The sequence below is a fragment of the Modestobacter sp. SSW1-42 genome (genome assembly GCF_046635825.1).
Classification (GTDB): domain Bacteria; phylum Actinomycetota; class Actinomycetes; order Mycobacteriales; family Geodermatophilaceae; genus Modestobacter.
The window spans coordinates 169,595-188,158 of sequence record NZ_JBISCA010000001.1 but is presented as its reverse complement, the minus strand read 5'-3'; the positions used below and the strand labels follow the sequence as shown (position 1 = coordinate 188,158).

Sequence of the window (18,564 nt, the reverse complement as noted above, 5' to 3'; positions counted from 1 at the left end):
GCGGCACTAGCCCTTGAGGACGGACGACCAGCTGGTGCCGCCGTCGACCTCCCCGCCGCGCCGCCCCTGGCCCATGTTGCGGGGCACGCCGGGCCGCTTGGGGGCCCAGTGCGGGTGGTCGGCCAGCACCTTGATCACCGCCGCGTCGACCTTGGCCTTGTCGGCCGTGCCGTCGTCGGCGAGCAGGTCCTTCAGCTCGACCCCAGCCACCCACAGGTCGGCGGGCGACAGCAGCCGATCACCGACAAGCGCCTCGGCGTCACGCCGCTGGTAGGTGGCGGCCGTCCCGGCCAGTGTGTCCCGCTCGGCCTCGGCGGCGCGGAGCTTGGTCCGGTAGTTCGCGGCCTCCCGGTTGGCGGCCGACTGCTGCCCCTCCTCCGGGCCCTCCGGCGGGTTGGTGCCGTCGGGTGCGGCGGTGTCGGTCTGGCTGGCGTCGGTCATCTCAGTGCTCACAGCGGGGTCCTCCAGGGGGTTGGGGTTGGTCGGGGCGGTCATCGGGCGGTCCTCAGGTCGCGTCGGCGCTGCCAGAGCTGCCGACTGGTCACGTGCGGGGCGTGCTGGGCGAGCCACGCCCGGCGGGCCTTGGCGGCGGCGGCGTCGTTGCGGACGCCGACCCACAGGGCCTCGGGGAAGCCGAAGGCGGGGTCCATGGGCGGCACCGGCGGCATGAGCTCCGGCGGAGGCATGACGTAGACGTTGACCACCCACTCGGGAAGCTCGTCCAGGGGCACGACGTCGGCCGACCGCGTCTCCTTGACCCTCACGAGACGGCTCCGCGGATGCCGTAGGAACGGCGGGCGCTCCCGCGCCGCTGCGGACGGGTGCCCTCCTCGTTGGGCAGGCGGAGCGAGGCGATGAGCTGGTTGAGGCTGGTCTTCTGCAGGCGAGCCTCCGTCACCGCCGGGTGCACCCGGGGTCCCTGCTCGCCCGGGATGACGACGCCTTCCCGGCGGACGGTCGAGTCCAGCTCGTTGAGCAGGTCCTTGGTGCGGCACGCCTCCAGGAGCAGGGCCTCCTCGTGCACGTCCAGGTCGTACTCGTCGGTGACCGACGCCCACAGCCTCTTGCCAGCGGCCTTGAGCCCCGGAGGGGTCCTATCGGGCATCTCGGGTCCTTTCGTGATCGAGCACATTCAGGGGTCGCGTCATGGAATGTTCCGACCGGCTCGCCTGGAGTCGGGGGGTGTGTGACCCATGAGCCCCCACCCCTCTTGCCGGTGCGAAGGTCTCCACCGTCACCACGGCGGTCACGCGGCCAACCACGTACGACGACGGACGCCGGGCGACAACCACTCCACGAGGCACGTCGCGTCCTCGGAGACCGTGATGCCGGCAGCCGCGAGCAGGGTCCGCTCGGTGGGAGTGGTCGGCCGCGCCCCGTAGAAGTTCTGGTCCGCCACGAGCCGTGAGTCCTCGGCGTCCTGGAGCGAGCAGCCAGCCAGGGTGCGGTGCCGGAACACCAGGCCAGCCGGGTGCGGGCTCAACTGCTCCCCGCCGCACTCGGGGCAGCTGGCTGCGAGAACGGGGTCGCTGAAGACCGGGGTCAGGGCGTCGGTCATGTGGAGCTCCTTATTGGGGTCGGCTGGGTGGGCCGGTCTGTGGGGAGGTCGCCAGCCAGGGGCGAACGTGCTTGTGCCGGAGCGTTAGGGATTAGGGATTCGTGTGCTCATTCGGCCGCTCAGAATCACTAATCCCTAATGCTCCGTACACACACACATACGAGTGGGGATTCCAGAAACACCCAGGTCGCGTGTTGTGTGGGTAGAGCGCCAGGCCACCGATACGGAAGACGGGGTAGGGATTCCTCGGGGAGAGGGAATCCCTGACACCCATCACGCCACCACCCAGTACTTGCCGCCGGACATGGGCACGCCCTCCGGGGAGCACTGGGTGGCCCCGATGTCCCGGAGGCGGTCCACCACCGTCTGCGGGCTGTACTGCTCGCCCGACAGCCAGTACAGGAACTGGTCCACCTCCGGCCGCTTCCGAGGCTGGCCCTGGAGGAACCGAGCCACCGCGTCGCCCGCCTCCAGCACCACGTCCTTGGACGTCCGCTTGCGGCCCTCGGCGTACTCCCGTGCCGCCTCGTCCGCGACGTCCTTGGCGGTGCGGTCGCCCGCGTTGCCCTCGTAGTCGACGGTGTAGACGTTGAGCTCCTGCTTCGCGCCCGGCTCGTACTCGTCCTCCAGCACCGCGACGAAGTGGGGCGTGCCCTTCATCCACCGGTTCTGCTGGACGGGGATCTTGCGCCGGGCGTGCACCGTCCACACCTGCTCGGAGCGGTCGTTGCTCATGGCGACGGACCAGTGGAACTCGGCCTTCGCCGACAGAGCGCCACCGCCGGACTGCCGGGCGAGCGCCGAGCCCGCCTTGCTGTTGTTGTTCCAGTGGTGGGTGCCGAGCACGCTCATTCCGTGCCGAGTGCAGAACTGCTCGACCAGCAGCTTCGTCCACTTCTTGACGTTCTCCGGCCGGTTCTCCTCGTAGGCGGAGTTGGCCGACGCGAGCAGGTCGAACAGCACCAGGTCGACCCCAGCCGAGCGGCAGCTAGCGGCGTACCGCGCCAGGGCCTCCGGGGTGGTCAGGTCCGGCACCTCGTCGAGCTGCACCAGCGCCATGTCGACGCCCAGCAGCTCCAGCCGGTGCCGAGCGGTGGACACCGGCTCGTCCTCGACGCAGTACCGGACCCGGTAGCCCTTCGCGGTCACCCGCTGGACGATGTGCCCGAGGATGGAGGACTTGCCGGCTCCGATCGGACCGTCGAGCACGCCGTACGACCGGGCAGGCAGCACCATGTTGATCAGCCAGTCCTCGCCGTCCGAGCGACGAGGGACCAGCACGGCCTCGAAGTCGTCGGCCGGGTCACTGCCCGGGTCGGGCCGCGCCTTGTCGCCCATGCCCCGCAGCGCGCTCTCCCAGCACCCCTCGTGCTCGGTCAGGCCGAACCCCTCGTCGGTCGGGGCCCGGTCCAGCAGGTCGGCCTCGGCCCGGTCGAGCGTGTAGCCGGACCAGGCGCTGTTCGCGAACTCGATCAGGTTGCAGGCGACCGCGTGCGTGGTCGTGTTCCAGCCGGGCCCGCTCCAGCCGAGCAGGTTGCACTCGTCCAGCCGGGCCAGCTCGGCAGCGATCGCCTTCGCGGCGTACGGGTGCAGCGGCGGGGCGAGCCAGGCATCCACGTCCAGTGGCCTGCCCGGAGTCACGTGGTGGACGTAGCCGCCCTGCGTGGACGGCCGGTACATGAACTGCACCGGGCTCGGGCAGCCCCTGTCGACCCCCCAGTGCTGCCCGAGAGCATCGCGGACCGCCTCGGCCACCCGCCGGTACTGGACACCGTCCAGGGGGTGGGAGAGGGGAACGAGGAGCCGGTATCGGTCACCGTCCCCCTCGACCTGGTGCCGCCAGGTGGTGTGGACGGCCCAGGCGACACCCGGAAGCACCCGGGCGACGTCGCCCAGGAAGGTCGGCCCGGCCTTGTCGGCGTCGAGGGTGAGGACCGACCGGGACACCAGGTGGTCGTCGTCGCGCACCTCATCACGGAAGAGCCCAGGGACGTACCCGCCGCACTCCCGGCGATCGGCAGGGTGCTCCAGGTCGAGCCAGTCGAGCAGGCCCTCCCAGATCATGGGGTCGAGCTGCTGCCACCGGCTGCTGTCCTTGCGCGGCGCGGTGGCCACGTGCAGCAACCGGGTATCCTGGAGCACGGTCTTCTCCTGCTTGGAGGCGGTCGGGGACTTAGGCGGGCTCTGCTGGGCGGCAGGGCCCGCCTTGCTGTTGTCACTCATCGAGCACTAGCTCGTGGCGCTGCGGGCCGCCGCTGGCCATGGCGGCGCGAGCCGTCTGGTGAAGCTCCACGGTGGTGGTGCCGTCGCAGCTGTGGACGGCGGCGAACCTGCCGTCCCCACGGACGTCGCTGGCCTCGGGCCACAGGGCCTTGGCCAGCTCCTGGTACTTGCTCACTGGGCGTCCCACCCCTCGTGGCCGGTGGCCGTCTGGTGCTGCGTCAGGGCACCGGCGTTGGTGACCAGGTCGCATCCCCGGCAGCTACGCCGCACAGCGCCACCCCGGCGAGCGGCCTCGACGCGGGTCAGGGGGACCGTGGGGGCCACCGCCAGCCGGGACGGCGGCAGGACGTCCTCGACCGGCTCCCGGTGGGCAGCGGCCAGGGACTCCCGGAAGGCGGGCTCTGAGGCCAGCCTCGCGGCGCAGGCGCGGCACAGCGGCTCGTGGTCGTCGGTGTTGAGGACGACCCACTGGCGAGCCGTGGACCCGCACTGGCAGTCGTGCTCGTTCGCGGGCTCCAGGTGGGCGGTCACCGTGACGTACCGAGCACCAGCGCGGCGGTGCGGCCGTCGGTGCGCTCCAGGCGGATGGACCCTTCGGGTGCGCCGCCCAGCTGGATCACGTCGACGTCGGGGATGACCGTGGTGGCCCCGGATCGGAGCAGGCAGCATCCGTCGGAGCACAGCAGCAGGGCCCCATCAGCCCGCGAGGTGCGGCCGACGATGGCGATCGTGCAGTTGTTGGCCCACGCCAGTTCCACCACCATCCGGATGGCTGCCGCCTGGACCTCGGCCGCCAGATCCCGGGCCACCACCGCGACCGGGGTGCGGCTGCACACGGCGGTCACTTCGAGCCGCCCACGAGAAGCGCGGCGAGGCTGGCCCGCTGGTCGGCGGTGAGGGGTGGGGCCTCGGCCAGAGCGAGCTTGATGTCGCGCTCAAGCAGGAGCCGCTTGAGCTCGCGCTTGGCGTCGGTGACGGCAGCCGGGTCGGCACCGCCCTTGGCGCGGTGGAGGTTGGCGAGCCGCGAGCGGGCAGCCATCAAGGGGTCAGGCATGGAGCACTCCGGAAGGTTCCGGGTGAGTCCGGCTCCCCTGGCAGCGACCCTGGAACGGATCGGCAGGCGGTTGACTCGTGCGCCCTACGCCCCTCGCTTGGGAGGGATGTGCTTAACGGGTATTTTCCGGCAGGGTGTTCCGCCCTGCTAGGTCTTAGCTAGCGCTGGGCGCTGGTTCGACTGAGGGTGAACCATAGCCCAGGCGGCCGGGGAACGCTCGTGACCAGGAACTACTCCCCCTGGTAGTCGGCCGCCTGCTGGTCCGGGTCGATTGGGCCGAGGTCCTCGGGCACCTTCCAGTCGAACGTCAGCCGGGCGAGCACCTTCGCGGGCGTGTGTCGGCCCGTGCCGCCACGCCGCACCCAGATGCGCTCCATGGCGTCGTCCAGCACCGCTCGCTGCTGCTCGACGTCCTCCCCCGCGCTCGCCCAGGCGTCCTCGAACCACCCGGCGTCGTCGTAGCGGAGGGACACCTTCGGTGCCTCCTCGCGCTTGGCGTCCCGCAGGTCCAGGAGGTCGGCCTGCTGCTCTTGCAGCTCGCGCCGTACCTCGCGGTCGGTGGCCTGACGGATGAGCTGGTCGAGCTCGTCCAGCCGGTGCTCAATCTCGGGCAGCAGGGCCGCGCCGCCCTCGTACACCTTCTCGACGCGCGTCCAGCGCACCCGCTCGCCCTTCTGCCGCAGGAACTCCGCGACCACGAGGGGCTCGAAGTTCGAGATCGACTGGGAGCACTTGGGGCAGGTGTAGCCGTGGCGGCCGTTCACCGTGCCCCGGTGCATCCGCACGCCGTCGGCCCCGTGCTCGCCGCACCACAGCAGGCCCGACAGGAGCGCGGAGGTCTTGGACCGCAGGGCACGCGGCTTGGACTGCGCGCTGTCGTTGTCGTCCAGCTTGGCGACCAGGGCGCGCCACTCCGCCACCGGCAGGATCGCCACCGACTCGTCGACAACCGGCAGGCCGTCGCTCCCGCGCCGAACTTCGGTCCCGCGCACCTTGGTCGTGTTGCCAGGGTTGAAGGGCGTCATACCGGCGAGGACCGGGTGCCGCAGGATGCGCTCCACCGTGCCGTAAGACCAGGGCTTGCGGGCCAGTGGGACGCGCCACGAAGGCGTAGGAGCGTTGACCTCCTCTAGCCACTGCACGACGCTGTAGATGGAGCTGCCACCCAGCACGCGGTCGGCCATGCTCCGCACGAAGTCGATGCGATCAGGGTCCTGGGCCAGCACCAGCCCCGCGCCCTTGGGGTTCCGGACGTTCTTCCAGCCGTAGGGCACCGTGCCGCCGACGACTCGTCCGTTGTTGAGCAGGTGGGCCCGAGCCGCCTTGACGCGGGCACTGATGGCGTCGGCCTCGTACTCGGCGAAGCTGGCGAGGACGTTGGCGACGAACCGGCCGTCGCCCGTCGTCAGGTCGAGCGAGTTCTCGACCGCGACCAGGCCCGCGCCCCGCTCGCGCAGGGCCTCGTTCGCCAGGTGGAAGTCCAGCACCCGCCGCGCCAGCCGGTCCAGCTTCCAGATGATGACGGCGTCGAACTTCTGCGGGGAGGCGAGCAGCTCGCGCCACCCGGCGCGGTCCACGGGCTTGTTGTGGCTGGCCGAGACGCCGTCGTCGGTGAACGTGCCGACCACCTGCCAGCCCCGCGCAGCGGCGTACTGGTGCGCCGCCTCTAGCTGGCGCTCGATGCTGACGGATGCCTCTTGGGCGACGCTGATGCGGGCGTAGATGACTGCGCGACGGGTGGGCATGGATCTCTAACGTACCTGTTACCTACGGCCTGGGTGCCGCCGGAGACGAGGATGTTGAGCCCCGCCGCGACCGAGGCCTCGAGGAAGCGGGCGGCCTGCGCGGTCAGGGTGCCCAGCTCGACCAGCTCGTCGAGGCTGTGCGCCTGGAGCACGAACTTGCGGATGTTGACCGCCATGTGGCGGCGGGTCACGTCCGGGATCACCACGTGCAGCCGCGAGCCGTCGGGCAGCATCGCGTCGACGAAGGGTGTCGACATGTCGATGCGTCGACCGCTGGTGCGCAGCATCCGCTCGACCAGGTCGGCCAGCTGTCCCGCACCCAGGATCGTCGTGGTCAGCTCACTGCGGCCGCGGCGGGCGATGAACACCCGCCCCGGCTCGTTGACCCAGATCTCCTCGACCTCGGGGTCGTCGAGCCAGCGCTGCAGCGGCCCGTAGCCGGCGACCCGGTCGAGCACGTCGCGGACGACGCCGTCGGGGTCACCGAGCGGGGGCAGCGCCGAGGACAGCGACCGCTCGGCGTAGTCGGTGACCACGTCGCGGACGAGCACCCGGACCGGCGCCGGGTCGGCGAACGGGTCGAGGCCGCGGCGGCGGATGAGCTCGCGCACCTCGCCGTCGACGAGGTCGACGACGTTGCTGGCGACCGGCACGACACCCCCGTTGAGCAGCCATCCGACGATTGGTCCGGCGACTGTAAGGGGATGCGCGGCCCGCTCGGGGAGCCCTTGTGGACAACGGGTGACAATCGCGGCCCGGAATCACCCGGTCCGGTGAACGGCCGCCGGAGCAGCCGGTCTCAGCCGACCAGGACGTCGTCCGAGCCGGCGCCGCGGTCGACCTCGAGGCCGGCGTCGGCGACGGCGGCGCGCACCGCGGCAGCCGTCGGGGCGGCCTCGATGGCGGTGGCCAGCGCGTCGTAGGCGGCGATCCGCTGGTCGACGTCCGCGCTGCGGACGGCGTCCATGGCCAGCACCGCCCGCTGCTTGGCCCGGGTCAGCTGCTCGACCTCGCTCGACACCGGCAGCAGGGTGGCGCCCTGCGCGGCGGCGAGCTCCTGGACGGCGTCGTTGCGGACGTCCTGGGCGGTGGCGGCCGCGGACGCGTCCCCCGAGGAGCAGCCGGTCAGCCCGAGGGACACCGCGACGGCGGCGGTGACGAGGGCGAGAGCGGCGGGGCGGGTGCGCATGAGGACTCCGGTGCAGAAGCAGTGGTGGACGACCGCTCACTGCCCGTGACCGATTGGGCACAATCCGACTGCATGCACAGCTCACCCGTCCGGGTCAGCTGGCTACAGCCGATGCAGTGACCAGCCGGGCGCGGACCTGTTCCCGCCGGCCTGCCGGCGCGGCAGGATCCCCGCCATGCCCGGGGACGACGGCACGGCCGAGTTGGTGTCCGCGGTCCGCACCGCCCTCCGCGCAGCCGGGGACCCCGACCGCGCCCGCGGCATGCAGACCTACCTGAAGACGACGGAGCCCTGCCTCGGCGTACGGCTGCCCGAGGTCCGCCGGCTCACGGCGGCATCGGCGACGGCGCACCCGCCCGCCACGGTGGCCGAGCTGGGGGGTGCAGCCGCCGAGCTGTGGCGCGGGGCGGCCCACCGCGAGGAGCGCTACGCGGCGGTCGCGCTGACCGGCCTGCCGCTGGCCCGCACGGCGCTGGCACTCCTCCCGCTGTACGAGGAGATGATCACCACCGGCGCCTGGTGGGACCTGGTCGACGGCGTCCAGCCGCGCGTCCGCGACCTGCTGCTGGCCCACCCCGACGCGCTGCGGCCGGTGCTGCGCGACTGGGCCCGCTCCCCCGACCGGTGGCTGCGCCGCAGCGCCGTCATCGCCCAGCTCGGCGCCCGTGACCGCACCGACACCGCGCTGCTGGCCGAGGTGATCGAGGTCAACGCCGGCGACGGCGAGTTCTTCGTCCGCAAGGCCATCGGCTGGGCGCTGCGCGACCTGGCCAAGACGGACGCCGACTGGGTCCGCCGCTTCGTGGCCGAGCGGGAACTCAGCCCCCTGTCCCGCCGCGAGGCGCTGAAGCACCTGGGCTGACGCGCCCGGTCCGGCATGCGGCCGGACCGGGCGCGCTGACTAGAACGTGACGACGAGACGCCCGCGGACGCCACCGGCCTCGAGCCGGCGGTGTGCCTCCGCGGTCTGCTCGGCCGGGTAGGTGTCGGCCACCCGCAGGGTGAGCACGCCCTTCTCCACGGCCTCGCGGAGCGTGTCCAGCTTCTCCTGCTCCTCGGCGTAGGTGGCGACGAACACGGGGAAGAAGCGCAGCCCGCGCTCGCCGTTGCCCTGGTAGCCGCGCACGGTCACCACGGGACCGCCGTCCTTGACCGCCGGCAGCGCGACGTCGTCCTGGACCGCGCCGTCGGCGAGACCGTCGACACCATCGGGGAACCGCGCGCGGATCGCGGCGGCGACGTCGCCCCCACGCGGGACGACCACGTCGGCGCCGAAGGAGCGCACGAGCTCCTCGTCCTCGGGCTTGGCGTCGGCGACGACGGTGAGGCCGTCGGCCTTGGCCAGCTGGATCGTGTAGCCGCCGAACGCGCCGGCGGCGCCGGTGACGGCGAGGACCTGGCCGGGCTGCAGCTGCATCGAGTCCAGCGCCAGGCGCGCGGTGAGGCCGTTCATCGGCAGGGTCGAGGCGGCCACGTCGTCGAGGCCGGCGGGCACGCGGGTGACCGACCGCGCGGGCAGCACGAGGTCCTCGCGGTAGGCGCCGTGCGCACCGCTGGGGACGACGACCGCCATCACGTGGTCGCCGACGGCCAGGTCGGTCTCGACGCCCTCCCCGATCTCGACCAGCACCCCGGCGGCGTCCATGCCGGGGACGTAGGGGGGCTGCTTGACCGGGTCACGTTCGACGTAGAAGCCGGAGCGCAGGTTCGTGTCGGTCGGGCTCACGGCGAAGGCGGTCACCCGGAGGCGCACCTGGCCGGGGCCGGCGTGCTCCTCGGGCAGGTCGATGACGTGCAGGGCCTCGGGCCCTCCGAACTCGGTGACGGCGACGGCTCTCATGTCCGGTGCCAGCACGTCGCGGCGTCCCACTGTTCCGTCGTGCCGGACACACACAGCTGCCGCGTAGCTGCGCCACGGCCCCGCGCCAGCCACGGACCCGACGGTCGTCCCATGCCACCGCTCCCCCTGCGCGCCGACGAGCCGACCGGCGGCACCGACCCGCATCCCCCCGTCGTGGACGTCGTCGTCCCCGTGCACGACGAGGAGACCGACCTCGAACCCTGCCTGCGCCGGCTGCACCGGCACCTCACCGAGCACCTGCCCTACCGGTTCCGGATCACCGTCGCCGAGAACGCCAGCACCGACGGCACGGTGGACGTCGCCCACCGGGTCGCCGCCGAGCTGCCCGGCATCGAGGTGCTGGTGCTGCCCGAGCCCGGCCGCGGGCGGGCGCTGCGCACCGCGTGGCTGGGCTCGGACGCCCCGGTCCTGGTCTACATGGACGTCGACCTGTCCACCGACCTGGCCGCACTGCTGCCGTTGGTCGCCCCGTTGATCAGCGGGCACTCCGACCTGGCGATCGGCACCCGCCTGGCGCCGTCGTCCCGGGTGGTGCGCGGCGCGAAGCGCGAGGTCATCTCCCGCAGCTACAACCTGCTGCTCCGCAGCACCCTGGCCACCCGGCTGTCGGACGCGCAGTGCGGCTTCAAGGCCATCCGCGCCGACGTCGCCGCCCGACTGCTGCCGCTGGTCGAGGACACCGGCTGGTTCTTCGACACCGAGCTGCTGGTGCTCGCCGAGCGCAGCGGCCTGCGCATCCACGAGGTGCCCGTCGACTGGGTCGACGACCCCGACAGCCGCGTCGACATCGTGCGGACGGCGAAGGCGGACGTCGCCGGGATCGTCCGGATGCTGCGCGCGCTGACCACCGGCCGGCTGCCGCTCGCCGAGCTGCGCTCCTCGCTGGGCCGCGGGCCGCTGGCCGACCCGGTGCCCGGGGTGCCGGCCGGGCTGGTCGGCCAGGCGGTGCGGTTCGCCGGGATCGGCGTGCTGTCGACGCTGGCCTACCTGGTGCTGTTCGTCGCGCTGCGGCACGTCGTGGACGCCCAGCCGGCCAACCTCGTCGCCCTGCTGGTGACCGCGGTGGCCAACACCGCGGCGAACCGGCGGATCACCTTCGGCATCCGCGGCGGCCCCGGCGCCGGCCGCGCGCAGGTGCAGGGCCTCGTCGTCTTCGTCCTCGGCCTGGTGCTGACCAGCGGCACCCTCGCCGTCCTGCACTCCCTCACCGACTCCCCGGCCCGCAGCACCGAGCTGCTGCTGCTGGTCGCGGCCAACGCGCTGGCGACGCTGCTGCGCTTCCTGCTGCTCCGCGGCTGGGTGTTCCGCACCCCCGCCCCGGCCACCGCCCCCGAGCCCGCCGTCCCGGCGATGGAGACCATCCGATGAGCACCGTCCTCGACGCCCCCACGTCCTCCGCCGCTCCCCCGCCGCAGGTCGGCACCTCCCGCGCCCGCCGGCTGGTGCACGGCCGGGACGAGGACCCGTCGTGGGTGCGGCCCGCGCTGCTCGGCCTGCTGGCCGCCACCGGCCTGCTCTACCTGTGGGACCTCGCCGCCTCCGGCTGGGCCAACGCCTTCTACGCCGCGGCCGTGCAGGCCGGGTCGCAGAGCTGGGAGGCGTTCTTCTACGGCTCCTCCGACGCGGCGAACTCGATCACCGTCGACAAGCCGCCGGCCTCGCTGTGGGTCATGGCGCTGTCGGTGCGGCTGTTCGGGCTGAACTCCTGGGCGCTACTGGTGCCGCAGGCCCTGATGGGCGTGGCCACCGTGGGCGTCGTGTACCTGGCCGTGCGCCGGGTGGTCGGCCCCGGCGCCGGGCTGCTGGCCGGGGCGGCGATGGCGCTGACCCCGGTCGCGGTGCTGATGTTCCGCTTCGACAACCCCGACGCCCTGCTCGTGCTGCTCATGACGCTGGCCGCCTACGCCGTCACCCGCGCGGTGGAGACGGCGAGCGTGCGCTGGATGGTCGGCGTCGGCGTGCTGATCGGGTTCGCCTTCCTGACCAAGACCCTGCAGGCGATGCTCGTCGTCCCCGGCTTCGCGCTGGTGTACCTCGTCGCCGCGCCGACCACGCTGGGCAGGCGGTTCCTGCACGTGCTGGCCGCAGGCGCGGCGCTGCTGGTGGCCGGTGGCTGGTGGGTCGCCGTCGTGGAGCTGGTGCCGGAGTCGTGGCGGCCCTACATCGGCGGCTCGCAGACCGACTCCGCCTGGGAGCTCATCTGGGGCTACAACGGCCTGGGCCGGCTGACCGGCGACGAGACCGGCAGCGTCGGCGGCGGCGGTGGCACCGGTGGCGGCAACTGGGGCGAGACCGGGTTGGCCCGGCTGTTCACCGCCGAGATCGGCGGCCAGATCGCCTGGCTGCTGCCTGCCGCGCTGGCCCTGCTGGTCGCGGGGCTGGTGGCCCTGCGCCGCGCGCCGCGCACCGACGTCCGCCGCGCCGCGCTGGTCACCTGGGGCAGCTGGCTGGTGGTCACCGGGCTCACCTTCAGCCTGATGGCCGGCATCTTCCACGCCTACTACACGGTGGCGCTGGCCCCGGCGGTCGCGGCGCTGGTCGGCATCGGCGGTGCGCTGCTGTGGCAGCGCCGCGGGACGGCGCTGGCGCGGATCGTGCTCGCGCTGACCCTGGCCGCGACGGCGCTGTGGTCGTTCGTGCTGCTCGGCCGCTCGGCCGAGTTCCTGCCCTGGCTGCGCTGGGTCGTGCTGGTCGCCGGCCTGCTCGCCGCGCTCGGACTGCTGGTCGCCCACCGCGCCGGCCGGCTGCTCGCGGCCACGGTGCTGGTCGCCGGCATCCTGGCCGCGCTCGGCGGCCCGGCCGCCTACGCCGTGCAGACCGCCGGGACGGCACACACGGGGTCGATCCCCTCGGCCGGGCCCACCGTCAGCGGCGGCAGCGGCTTCGGCGCCGGCGGACCGGGCGGCGGTGGTCGTGGCGGCTTCGGCGGTGGCGGCACCCCGCCGGCGGGCGGCTTCGGCGGCGGCACCGCGCCGGCCGGCGGCTTCGGCGGCCAGGCACCCCCGGGGCAGGCACCGGGCGCCGGGGGCGCCACCGGTGCCCCGACCGGCCGGGCCGGTGGCATGGGGGGTGGTGGCATGGGCGGGCTGCTCGACGCCACCGACCCCGGCGACGCCGTCGTCGCGGCGCTGACCGAGGACGCGGACGCCTACACCTGGGTCGCCGCGGCGGTCGGGTCCAACAGCGCTGCGGGCTACCAGCTGGCCACCGAGCTGCCGGTGATGCCCCTCGGCGGGTTCAACGGCAGCGACCCGTCCCCGACGCTGGCGGAGTTCCAGGCCCTGGTCGCCGACGGCCAGGTGCACTGGTTCATCGGTGGCGCGGGGATGGCCAGCGACAGCGGCAGCAGCGCCTCGGCCGACATCGCCGCCTGGGTGGCCGAGACGTACACCGCCCAGACCATCGACGGGGTCACGCTCTACGACCTCAGCGGCGAGTGACCGGCAGGTCCCCCGTGCGTGCACGGGGGACCTGCCGCGGTGCGATGCGCAGCGCGGCGCGGCGGCGCACCCGGGCGTAGAGCCGCTCGTAGTCCTGGGCCATCACGGCCGGGGCGAAGCGGCGGCGGGCCGTGGCGGCGCACGCGGCCGGGTCCAGCTCGTCGAGCCGGGACAGCGCGGCGGTGAACCCGGCCTCGGTCCCGGCGAGGAACCCGGTGACGCCGTCCTCGACCAGGTCGGGCAGGCAGCCGCGGGCCATGGCCACCACCGGCGTGCCGGCCGCGAGCGCCTCGCAGACGGCGGTGCCGCCGGGCTCGTCCCAGCGCAGCGGGAAGAGCACGGCGCGCGACCGGCGCAGCAGGGCGGCCTTCGCCGCGCCGTCGACGCTGCCGATCCAGCGGGCGTGCTCGCCGTCGAGCAGCGGGTCGACGTGCTCGAGGAACCAGCGGACGTCGGGGTACCCGCGCACCGGGGACGCCGGGTCGGCGAGGGCCGCCTCGAGCGCGGCGCGGTCCGGCAGCCCACCGACCGGGCCGGCCAGCACCAGCGGCACCCCCGCCGCGCGGCACGCCCGCAGCGCGATGTCGGTACCCTTGTCCTCGCACATCCGGGAGAGCACGAGCACCGAGCGGTCCCGCTCGTCGGGGCCGGCCGGGGCCTCGTCCGGGATCGGGACCGACAGCGGCACGGCGCCCAGCGTCTGCCGCCTCAGCCGCGCCGGTCCACGGGCCACCTGGGAGGCCGAGACGCCGACGAAGTGCACCCGTCCTCCGCCGTCGAACGAGCCGTAGAAGTCGGCGTTGCGGGTCAGGTCCCAGTGCAGGGTGTGCAGCACCGGCGGCGCCGCGTCGCCGAGGGCGGCCAGCACCGCCGGGCCGACGACCTCCAGGTGGGTGTGCACGACGTCGAAGGGGTCCTCGGCCGCGGCGTGCTCGTGCACCGCCGCGACGACCGCGTGCGCGTGGGCGTGCGCCGCCCCGACCACCTGCGGGTAGGGGGACGCCAGCCGCGCGAACCGGCCCGTCGGGAAGGCCGACACGAGGCCGTCGGCCTCCTGCCGGCTGTCGCCGGAGGCGGCCAGGACGACACGGTGCCCGCGGCGGCGCAGCTCGGTGGTGAGGGTGGCGACGACGTTCTCGAGCCCGCCGTAGCCGACCGGGGGCACCGGCAGCCACGGGCCGGCGTCCATGAGGATCTTCATGACGGTGAGCCGGTGGCTGCTCCCGGCAGGGCGCCGTGCCGGCGGACGGTTCCGGTGGTGGTCATAGGGTCGTCTCCCCTGTTCGTCGGCCTCGCCGCCGCACGCGTCGCACCCCGGCGGCGCAGCGCACCGGCGGCGACCGTCGGACGGTCGGTGCGCATGCTGGCACGGCCGGAGGCCTCGCGGCGGACGCACGGAACCGGCACCATCCCCGGCATGACGCTCCGCGTGGGACTCGTGGGCGCCGGCGGCGTCGGCGCCCGGCACGCCCGCACCCTGGCCGGCTTCGCCGACGTCGAGCTGGTCGCGGTGAGCGACCCCGTGCTCCCCGCCGCCGAGGCGCTGGCCGCCGAGGTGGGCACCCAGGCGGTCGCCGGCGTCGACGACCTGCTCGCCCGGGGCCTGGACGGCGTCTGGCTGTGCGTCCCGCCCTTCGCCCACGGCGAGCTGGAGCGCACGGTCGCCCGGGCCGGCGTGCCGTTCTTCGTCGAGAAGCCGCTCGCCGCCGACCTCACGGTGGCCGAGGACGTCGCCGACCTGGTCGCGCAGGCGGCGCTGCCCACCGCGACCGGGTACCACTGGCGGCACCTGGACACCGTCGACCGGGCCCGGTCCGCGCTCGCCGGCCACCAGCTCCGGCTGCTCAGCGCCCGCTGGTGGGGCACCACTCCCCCGCCGGCGTGGTGGGGCCGGCACGACCGGTCCGGCGGTCAGGTCGTCGAGCAGGCCACGCACGTGCTCGACCTCGTCCGCGTGCTGGCCGGCGAGGTGACCGAGGTCGTCGGTGCCGCGGCCGCCTCCACCACCGAGGGCCGCGACGTGCCGGACGCCACCGCCGCGGTGCTCCGGTTGGCCTCGGGCGCGGTCGGCACGGTGAGCACCTCCTGCGTGCTGCCGGTGCTCACCGCCGCGGGACTGGAGCTGGCCGGGGACGGGGTCGCCGTCGCGCTCACCGAGACCACGCTCCACGTGCGCACCCGGGACGGCGAGGAGCAGGCGGAGCCCACCGTCGACGCCCGCACCGCGGTCGACCGCGCCTTCCTCGACGTGCTCGCGGGGCAGCCGGCGTCCGCGGGGCTGGTCGACGTCGCCGAGGCGCTGCGCACCCACCGGCTGGCCTGGGCCGTCGCCGAGGCCACGCGCACCGGCGGCGCCGTCCGGGTGGCCGGCTCGTGAGCGGGGTGGTGCGCACGCTGGTGGTGCCGCGGGCCGGCGAGCTGGCGGTCGTCGAGACGCCCGAGCCGCCGCTGGCCGAGGGCCGCTTCCGCGCCGAGACCCTGTTCAGCGGGGTCTCCGCGGGCACCGAGCTCACCTGGTACCGCGGCACGAGCCCGTACTTCTCCGCCGGTTGGGACGCCGACCTGGGCCTGTTCGACCGCGACCGGCCCGCCCAGCAGTTCCCGGTCGAGCGGCTGGGCTACATGGAGGTCGCCCGAGTCACCGACTCCCGGACGACGGCCGTCGCGGAGGGTGCTGTGGTGGCCATGGCCTACGGGCACGCGACCGTCGTCCACGGCGACCCGCTGGCGCAGCACGTCGTCCGGCTGCCCGTCGGGCTCGACCCGCTGCTCGGGGTCTTCGCCGCCCACCTCGGGCCGATCTGCGCCAACGGTCTGCTGCACGCCGCCGCCGACGCCGGCGGGGGCGGGCTCGGCGACGGGGTGCGCGGCCGGCTGGTCCTGGTCACCGGCGGCGGCGCCATCGGGCTGCTCGTCGGGCTGCTCGCCCGGGCGCACGGCGCGGCCGAGGTGGTGGTCGCCGACCCGACCCCGGCCCGCCGCGACGCCGCGGTCGCCCTGGGCCTGGAGGCGGTCGACAGCACCCCCGAAGTCGCCCCGGAGCTGAAGACCCGCTGGCGGCACGCGGCCGGCGACCGTGGCGCCGACGTGGTGTTCCAGTGCCGCGGGACGGCGGCGGCGCTGGCCACCGCGCTGCGCTGCCTGCGCCCCCAGGGCACCGTCGTCGACCTGGCCTTCTACACCGGCGGTGCCGGCGAGGTGGCCCTCGGCGAGGAGTTCCACCACAACGGGCTGTCGCTGCGCTGCGCCCAGATCGGCCGGGTGCCGCGCGGGCTCGGGCACCTGTGGGACCGGCGGCGGCTCTCGCACGAGACGCTGGCCCTGCTCGCCGACCACGGTGACGCCGTGCGCACCGCGGTGGTCACCGACGTCGTCCCCTTCGACGCCGCACCCGGCCTGTTCGCCGACCTGAGCGCCCGCCGCCGGCACGTCATCTCCGCCGTCCTCGAGGTCGGCGCACCGGCGCGACCGCCAGGGCTACCGTCGTCGGGGTGAGGCGTCTCCTGCTCCCCCTGGCCGTCGCGACGGCGCTGACCCTCACCGGCTGCACCGGCTCGGACGGCGACTCCCCTCCCGCGGCTGGGTCGAGCGCAGGACCCACCGCTGGGCCCACCGCGGGACCCACGGCCGAGCCCAGCGCCGCTGACGCCGCGGAGGCCGCCGCCGCAGCGGCCGACCCGGCGGCGGTCCGCGACCCCGCGCAAGCCGCCGTGGCGATCGCGCTGCGCGCCACCGACCTCCCGGCCGGCTGGACGGTGCAGGCCAACCCGCTGGGCGAGGGCACCGCCATCGCCGACAACCCCAGCCTGGACGGCATCTGCGACCAGCGTTTCGGCTCGGAGGCGCACCGGACGAGCAAGCAGCCGGTGGTCGCGGTCGACCCGGCCGGCGCCGCGCAGCTGTCGTCGGAGGCGATCAGCTACGACACCGCCGACGCCGCGAGCAGCGCCGTCCGCGAGCTGGTGGCGGCCTTCAGCAGCTGCCCGCCGGACACGTACACGTTCCAGCCCGCCCCGAGCGCCGAGGGCCTGGCCGCGATGAGCGTCGTCTTCCAGTACCAGCTGGCCGACGGCACCGTGCAGGTCGTCGTGGCGCAGGCGGTCGGCCAGGTGCTGTCGGTGCTGATCGGCGACGCCCCGGACACGACCACGGCGGCCGGCCGGGCCATCGCCGCCCGCATGTCCGCGCTGCCTGCCGCGGCGATCGGCGGCTGACCGGCACACTGGCCGGGCCGACCGACGGCCAGGAGAGGACGGCATGAGCCCCGACGACACCCGTTCCCCGAGCCCGCCGTGGCAGGCCGGCCCGCCGCCGTCCTGGGGTCCGCCGCCGCCCGGCTGGGGCCCGTCGCCCGCCTCCGCGTGGCGGCGGCCCACCAACCAGCTCGCCCCGATCGCCCTGGTGCTCTGCTTCCTCGGCGTGCTCGCCCCGGTGGGGCTGGGGCTGGGGATCGTCGCCCGGAGGCAGATCCGGCGCACCGGCGAGGGCGGCGAGGGGCTCGCGCTGACCGCGGTGGTCGTCGGCGGCGTCGTCTCGACCCTGCTGCTGATCGGGGTCGTCGTCTGGGTCGTCGCGCTCACCGCGATCGCGAACGGCTCGCTGGGCTGACCTGCGGTCAGGTGACCGGCTCGGCCACCGGCGCCGGCCGGCCGGCGCGGATGACCAGCGCCACCCCGATCACGACGGCGACCATCCCGGGCAGCGCGAGCAGCGGCGGCACCTGGTCCAGCAGCACCAGCGCGACCAGCAGCGCGCCGGGCACCTCGAGCAGGATCGCCAGCCCCACCACGGTCGGCCCGACCGAGGAGAGCACCAGGTTGAGCAGCGTGTGCCCGAGCAGCTGGGCGCAGAAGGTGATCGCGGCGATCAGCCACCAGTCGCGGGCGCTGAACCCGGTGAGCGGGACGCCGGCCACCGCTGCGGCGACGGCGAGGGCGACCGCGCAGGTCGAGTAGCAGACCACCGAGTAGGCCGAGGTGCTCAGCCGCTGCCGCGCCCGGGCACCGGCCAGCATGTAGCCGCCGGCGCAGACCGCCCCGAGCAGCGCCAGCCCGTCACCGGCCAGCGCCCGCCAGGACACCGCCACGTCGACCCCGGCGATCAGCGCGGCGCCGAACACGGCCAGCCCCAGCCCCCACCAGACCTGCGGGGGCAGGTGCACGCCGGAGACGCGGGCGGCCAGCGCCGTCCAGATCGGGGTGGTGGTCACCAGCGCGGTCGAGGCCGCGACCGTCGTCATCGACAGGCTGGGCAGCCAGGCGGCGAAGTGCGCGGCGAGGAAGAGCCCGGCGACCAGCGAGCTGGTGAGCTGCCGCGGTCGCAGGCCGGTGAGCGTCGCCCGCTCGGCCAGCAGCACCGGCAGCAGCAGCACCGCGCCGGCGGCGTTGCGCCAGAAGGCGATGGCCAGGAACGAGGTCGCGACCAGCGCGGTCAGCGGCCCGGAGAACGAGACGCCGACGACCGCGACCGCCATCAGCGCTACGTCGCGCCCGCC

At 74.5% G+C, this 18,564-nt stretch carries 22 protein-coding genes; 7 read left to right on the top strand and 15 right to left on the bottom strand.

Annotated features, from left to right (window positions below; all coding sequences use genetic code 11):
- Positions 1-6 precede the first annotated feature (6 nt).
- The 12 genes from ACGBYP_RS00995 to ACGBYP_RS00940 all read right to left on the bottom strand — a co-directional run bounded on the left by ACGBYP_RS00995 (position 7) and on the right by ACGBYP_RS00940 (position 7,769).
- Complete coding sequence (locus tag ACGBYP_RS00995; protein WP_411581401.1) at positions 7-495, bottom strand: hypothetical protein; 489 nt, start codon at positions 493-495, stop codon at positions 7-9.
- Positions 492-764: a hypothetical protein gene (locus tag ACGBYP_RS00990; protein WP_411581400.1), complete on the bottom strand. Its 273-nt coding sequence runs from the start codon at positions 762-764 to the stop codon at positions 492-494. The genes ACGBYP_RS00995 and ACGBYP_RS00990 overlap by 4 nt, the downstream gene beginning before the upstream one ends.
- Positions 761-1,105 carry a hypothetical protein gene (locus ACGBYP_RS00985; RefSeq protein ID WP_411581399.1) on the bottom strand — a complete coding sequence of 115 codons (345 nt, stop codon included), beginning with the start codon at positions 1,103-1,105 and terminating at the stop codon, positions 761-763. Before ACGBYP_RS00985 ends, ACGBYP_RS00990 begins: the two co-directional genes overlap by 4 nt.
- A 141-nt stretch (positions 1,106-1,246) precedes the next feature.
- Entirely contained in the window at positions 1,247-1,558 is a 312-nt protein-coding gene (locus ACGBYP_RS00980) for a hypothetical protein (RefSeq protein WP_411581398.1), read from the bottom strand.
- 273 nt (positions 1,559-1,831) lie between these two features.
- Positions 1,832-3,781 carry an AAA family ATPase gene (locus ACGBYP_RS00975; protein ID WP_411581397.1) on the bottom strand — a complete coding sequence of 650 codons (1,950 nt, stop codon included), beginning with the start codon at positions 3,779-3,781 and terminating at the stop codon, positions 1,832-1,834.
- On the bottom strand, positions 3,774-3,956 hold the full coding sequence (locus ACGBYP_RS00970) for a hypothetical protein (protein ID WP_411581396.1): 183 nt from the start codon (positions 3,954-3,956) through the stop codon (positions 3,774-3,776). Before ACGBYP_RS00970 ends, ACGBYP_RS00975 begins: the two co-directional genes overlap by 8 nt.
- The gene (locus ACGBYP_RS00965; RefSeq protein WP_411581395.1) at positions 3,953-4,312 is read right to left on the bottom strand and encodes a hypothetical protein; all 360 of its coding nucleotides are present in this window, start codon (positions 4,310-4,312) and stop codon (positions 3,953-3,955) included. Before ACGBYP_RS00965 ends, ACGBYP_RS00970 begins: the two co-directional genes overlap by 4 nt.
- On the bottom strand, positions 4,309-4,617 hold the full coding sequence (locus tag ACGBYP_RS00960) for a hypothetical protein (RefSeq protein WP_411581394.1): 309 nt from the start codon (positions 4,615-4,617) through the stop codon (positions 4,309-4,311). Before ACGBYP_RS00960 ends, ACGBYP_RS00965 begins: the two co-directional genes overlap by 4 nt.
- A gap of 5 nt (positions 4,618-4,622) precedes the next feature.
- Positions 4,623-4,835, bottom strand: coding sequence for a hypothetical protein (locus ACGBYP_RS00955; RefSeq protein WP_411581393.1), 213 nt, complete (start codon positions 4,833-4,835; stop codon positions 4,623-4,625).
- A gap of 230 nt (positions 4,836-5,065) precedes the next feature.
- Positions 5,066-6,580 carry a recombinase family protein gene (locus ACGBYP_RS00950; protein WP_411581392.1) on the bottom strand — a complete coding sequence of 505 codons (1,515 nt, stop codon included), beginning with the start codon at positions 6,578-6,580 and terminating at the stop codon, positions 5,066-5,068.
- Positions 6,502-7,233 (bottom strand): ATPase, T2SS/T4P/T4SS family, encoded by a 732-nt coding sequence (locus tag ACGBYP_RS00945; protein ID WP_411581391.1) that lies wholly within the window; start codon positions 7,231-7,233, stop codon positions 6,502-6,504. The genes ACGBYP_RS00950 and ACGBYP_RS00945 overlap by 79 nt, the downstream gene beginning before the upstream one ends.
- Before the next feature lie 146 nt (positions 7,234-7,379).
- On the bottom strand, positions 7,380-7,769 hold the full coding sequence (locus ACGBYP_RS00940; RefSeq protein WP_411581390.1) for a hypothetical protein: 390 nt from the start codon (positions 7,767-7,769) through the stop codon (positions 7,380-7,382).
- A 175-nt stretch (positions 7,770-7,944) separates the two neighbouring features.
- Between ACGBYP_RS00940 and ACGBYP_RS00935 the strand changes: the two genes are divergently transcribed.
- A complete protein-coding gene (locus ACGBYP_RS00935; RefSeq protein ID WP_411581389.1) occupies positions 7,945-8,631 on the top strand; it encodes a DNA alkylation repair protein in 687 nt (228 codons plus the stop codon).
- A gap of 39 nt (positions 8,632-8,670) precedes the next feature.
- Here ACGBYP_RS00935 and ACGBYP_RS00930 read toward each other — a convergent pair whose 3' ends face one another.
- The gene (locus ACGBYP_RS00930; protein ID WP_411581388.1) at positions 8,671-9,609 is read right to left on the bottom strand and encodes an NADP-dependent oxidoreductase; all 939 of its coding nucleotides are present in this window, start codon (positions 9,607-9,609) and stop codon (positions 8,671-8,673) included.
- 111 nt (positions 9,610-9,720) lie between these two features.
- Between ACGBYP_RS00930 and ACGBYP_RS00925 the strand changes: the two genes are divergently transcribed.
- A complete protein-coding gene (locus ACGBYP_RS00925) occupies positions 9,721-10,998 on the top strand; it encodes a glycosyltransferase (RefSeq protein WP_411581387.1) in 1,278 nt (425 codons plus the stop codon).
- Entirely contained in the window at positions 10,995-13,070 is a 2,076-nt protein-coding gene (locus ACGBYP_RS00920; RefSeq protein WP_411581386.1) for an ArnT family glycosyltransferase, read from the top strand. The genes ACGBYP_RS00925 and ACGBYP_RS00920 overlap by 4 nt, the downstream gene beginning before the upstream one ends.
- On the opposite strand, the gene ACGBYP_RS00915 is transcribed toward ACGBYP_RS00920, so the two are convergent.
- On the bottom strand, positions 13,057-14,271 hold the full coding sequence (locus ACGBYP_RS00915) for a glycosyltransferase (protein ID WP_411581385.1): 1,215 nt from the start codon (positions 14,269-14,271) through the stop codon (positions 13,057-13,059). The genes ACGBYP_RS00920 and ACGBYP_RS00915 overlap by 14 nt on opposite strands.
- A gap of 216 nt (positions 14,272-14,487) precedes the next feature.
- Here ACGBYP_RS00915 and ACGBYP_RS00910 point away from each other — a divergent pair, with 216 nt between their 5' ends.
- Genes ACGBYP_RS00910 through ACGBYP_RS00895 form a run of 4 tightly spaced genes read left to right on the top strand, consistent with a single transcriptional unit; the run spans position 14,488 to position 17,678 of the window.
- Positions 14,488-15,447: a Gfo/Idh/MocA family protein gene (locus tag ACGBYP_RS00910; protein ID WP_411581384.1), complete on the top strand. Its 960-nt coding sequence runs from the start codon at positions 14,488-14,490 to the stop codon at positions 15,445-15,447.
- Positions 15,444-16,565 carry a zinc-dependent alcohol dehydrogenase gene (locus ACGBYP_RS00905; protein WP_411581383.1) on the top strand — a complete coding sequence of 374 codons (1,122 nt, stop codon included), beginning with the start codon at positions 15,444-15,446 and terminating at the stop codon, positions 16,563-16,565. Before ACGBYP_RS00910 ends, ACGBYP_RS00905 begins: the two co-directional genes overlap by 4 nt.
- Positions 16,562-17,284: a hypothetical protein gene (locus ACGBYP_RS00900; protein WP_411581382.1), complete on the top strand. Its 723-nt coding sequence runs from the start codon at positions 16,562-16,564 to the stop codon at positions 17,282-17,284. The genes ACGBYP_RS00905 and ACGBYP_RS00900 overlap by 4 nt, the downstream gene beginning before the upstream one ends.
- Positions 17,285-17,327: 43 nt before the next feature.
- The gene (locus tag ACGBYP_RS00895) at positions 17,328-17,678 is read left to right on the top strand and encodes a DUF4190 domain-containing protein (protein WP_411581381.1); all 351 of its coding nucleotides are present in this window, start codon (positions 17,328-17,330) and stop codon (positions 17,676-17,678) included.
- Between the two features lie 7 nt (positions 17,679-17,685).
- Here the strand turns inward: ACGBYP_RS00895 and ACGBYP_RS00890 are convergent, their stop codons facing one another.
- The gene (locus ACGBYP_RS00890) at positions 17,686-18,543 is read right to left on the bottom strand and encodes a DMT family transporter (RefSeq protein ID WP_411581380.1); all 858 of its coding nucleotides are present in this window, start codon (positions 18,541-18,543) and stop codon (positions 17,686-17,688) included.
- Positions 18,544-18,564 lie beyond the last annotated feature (21 nt).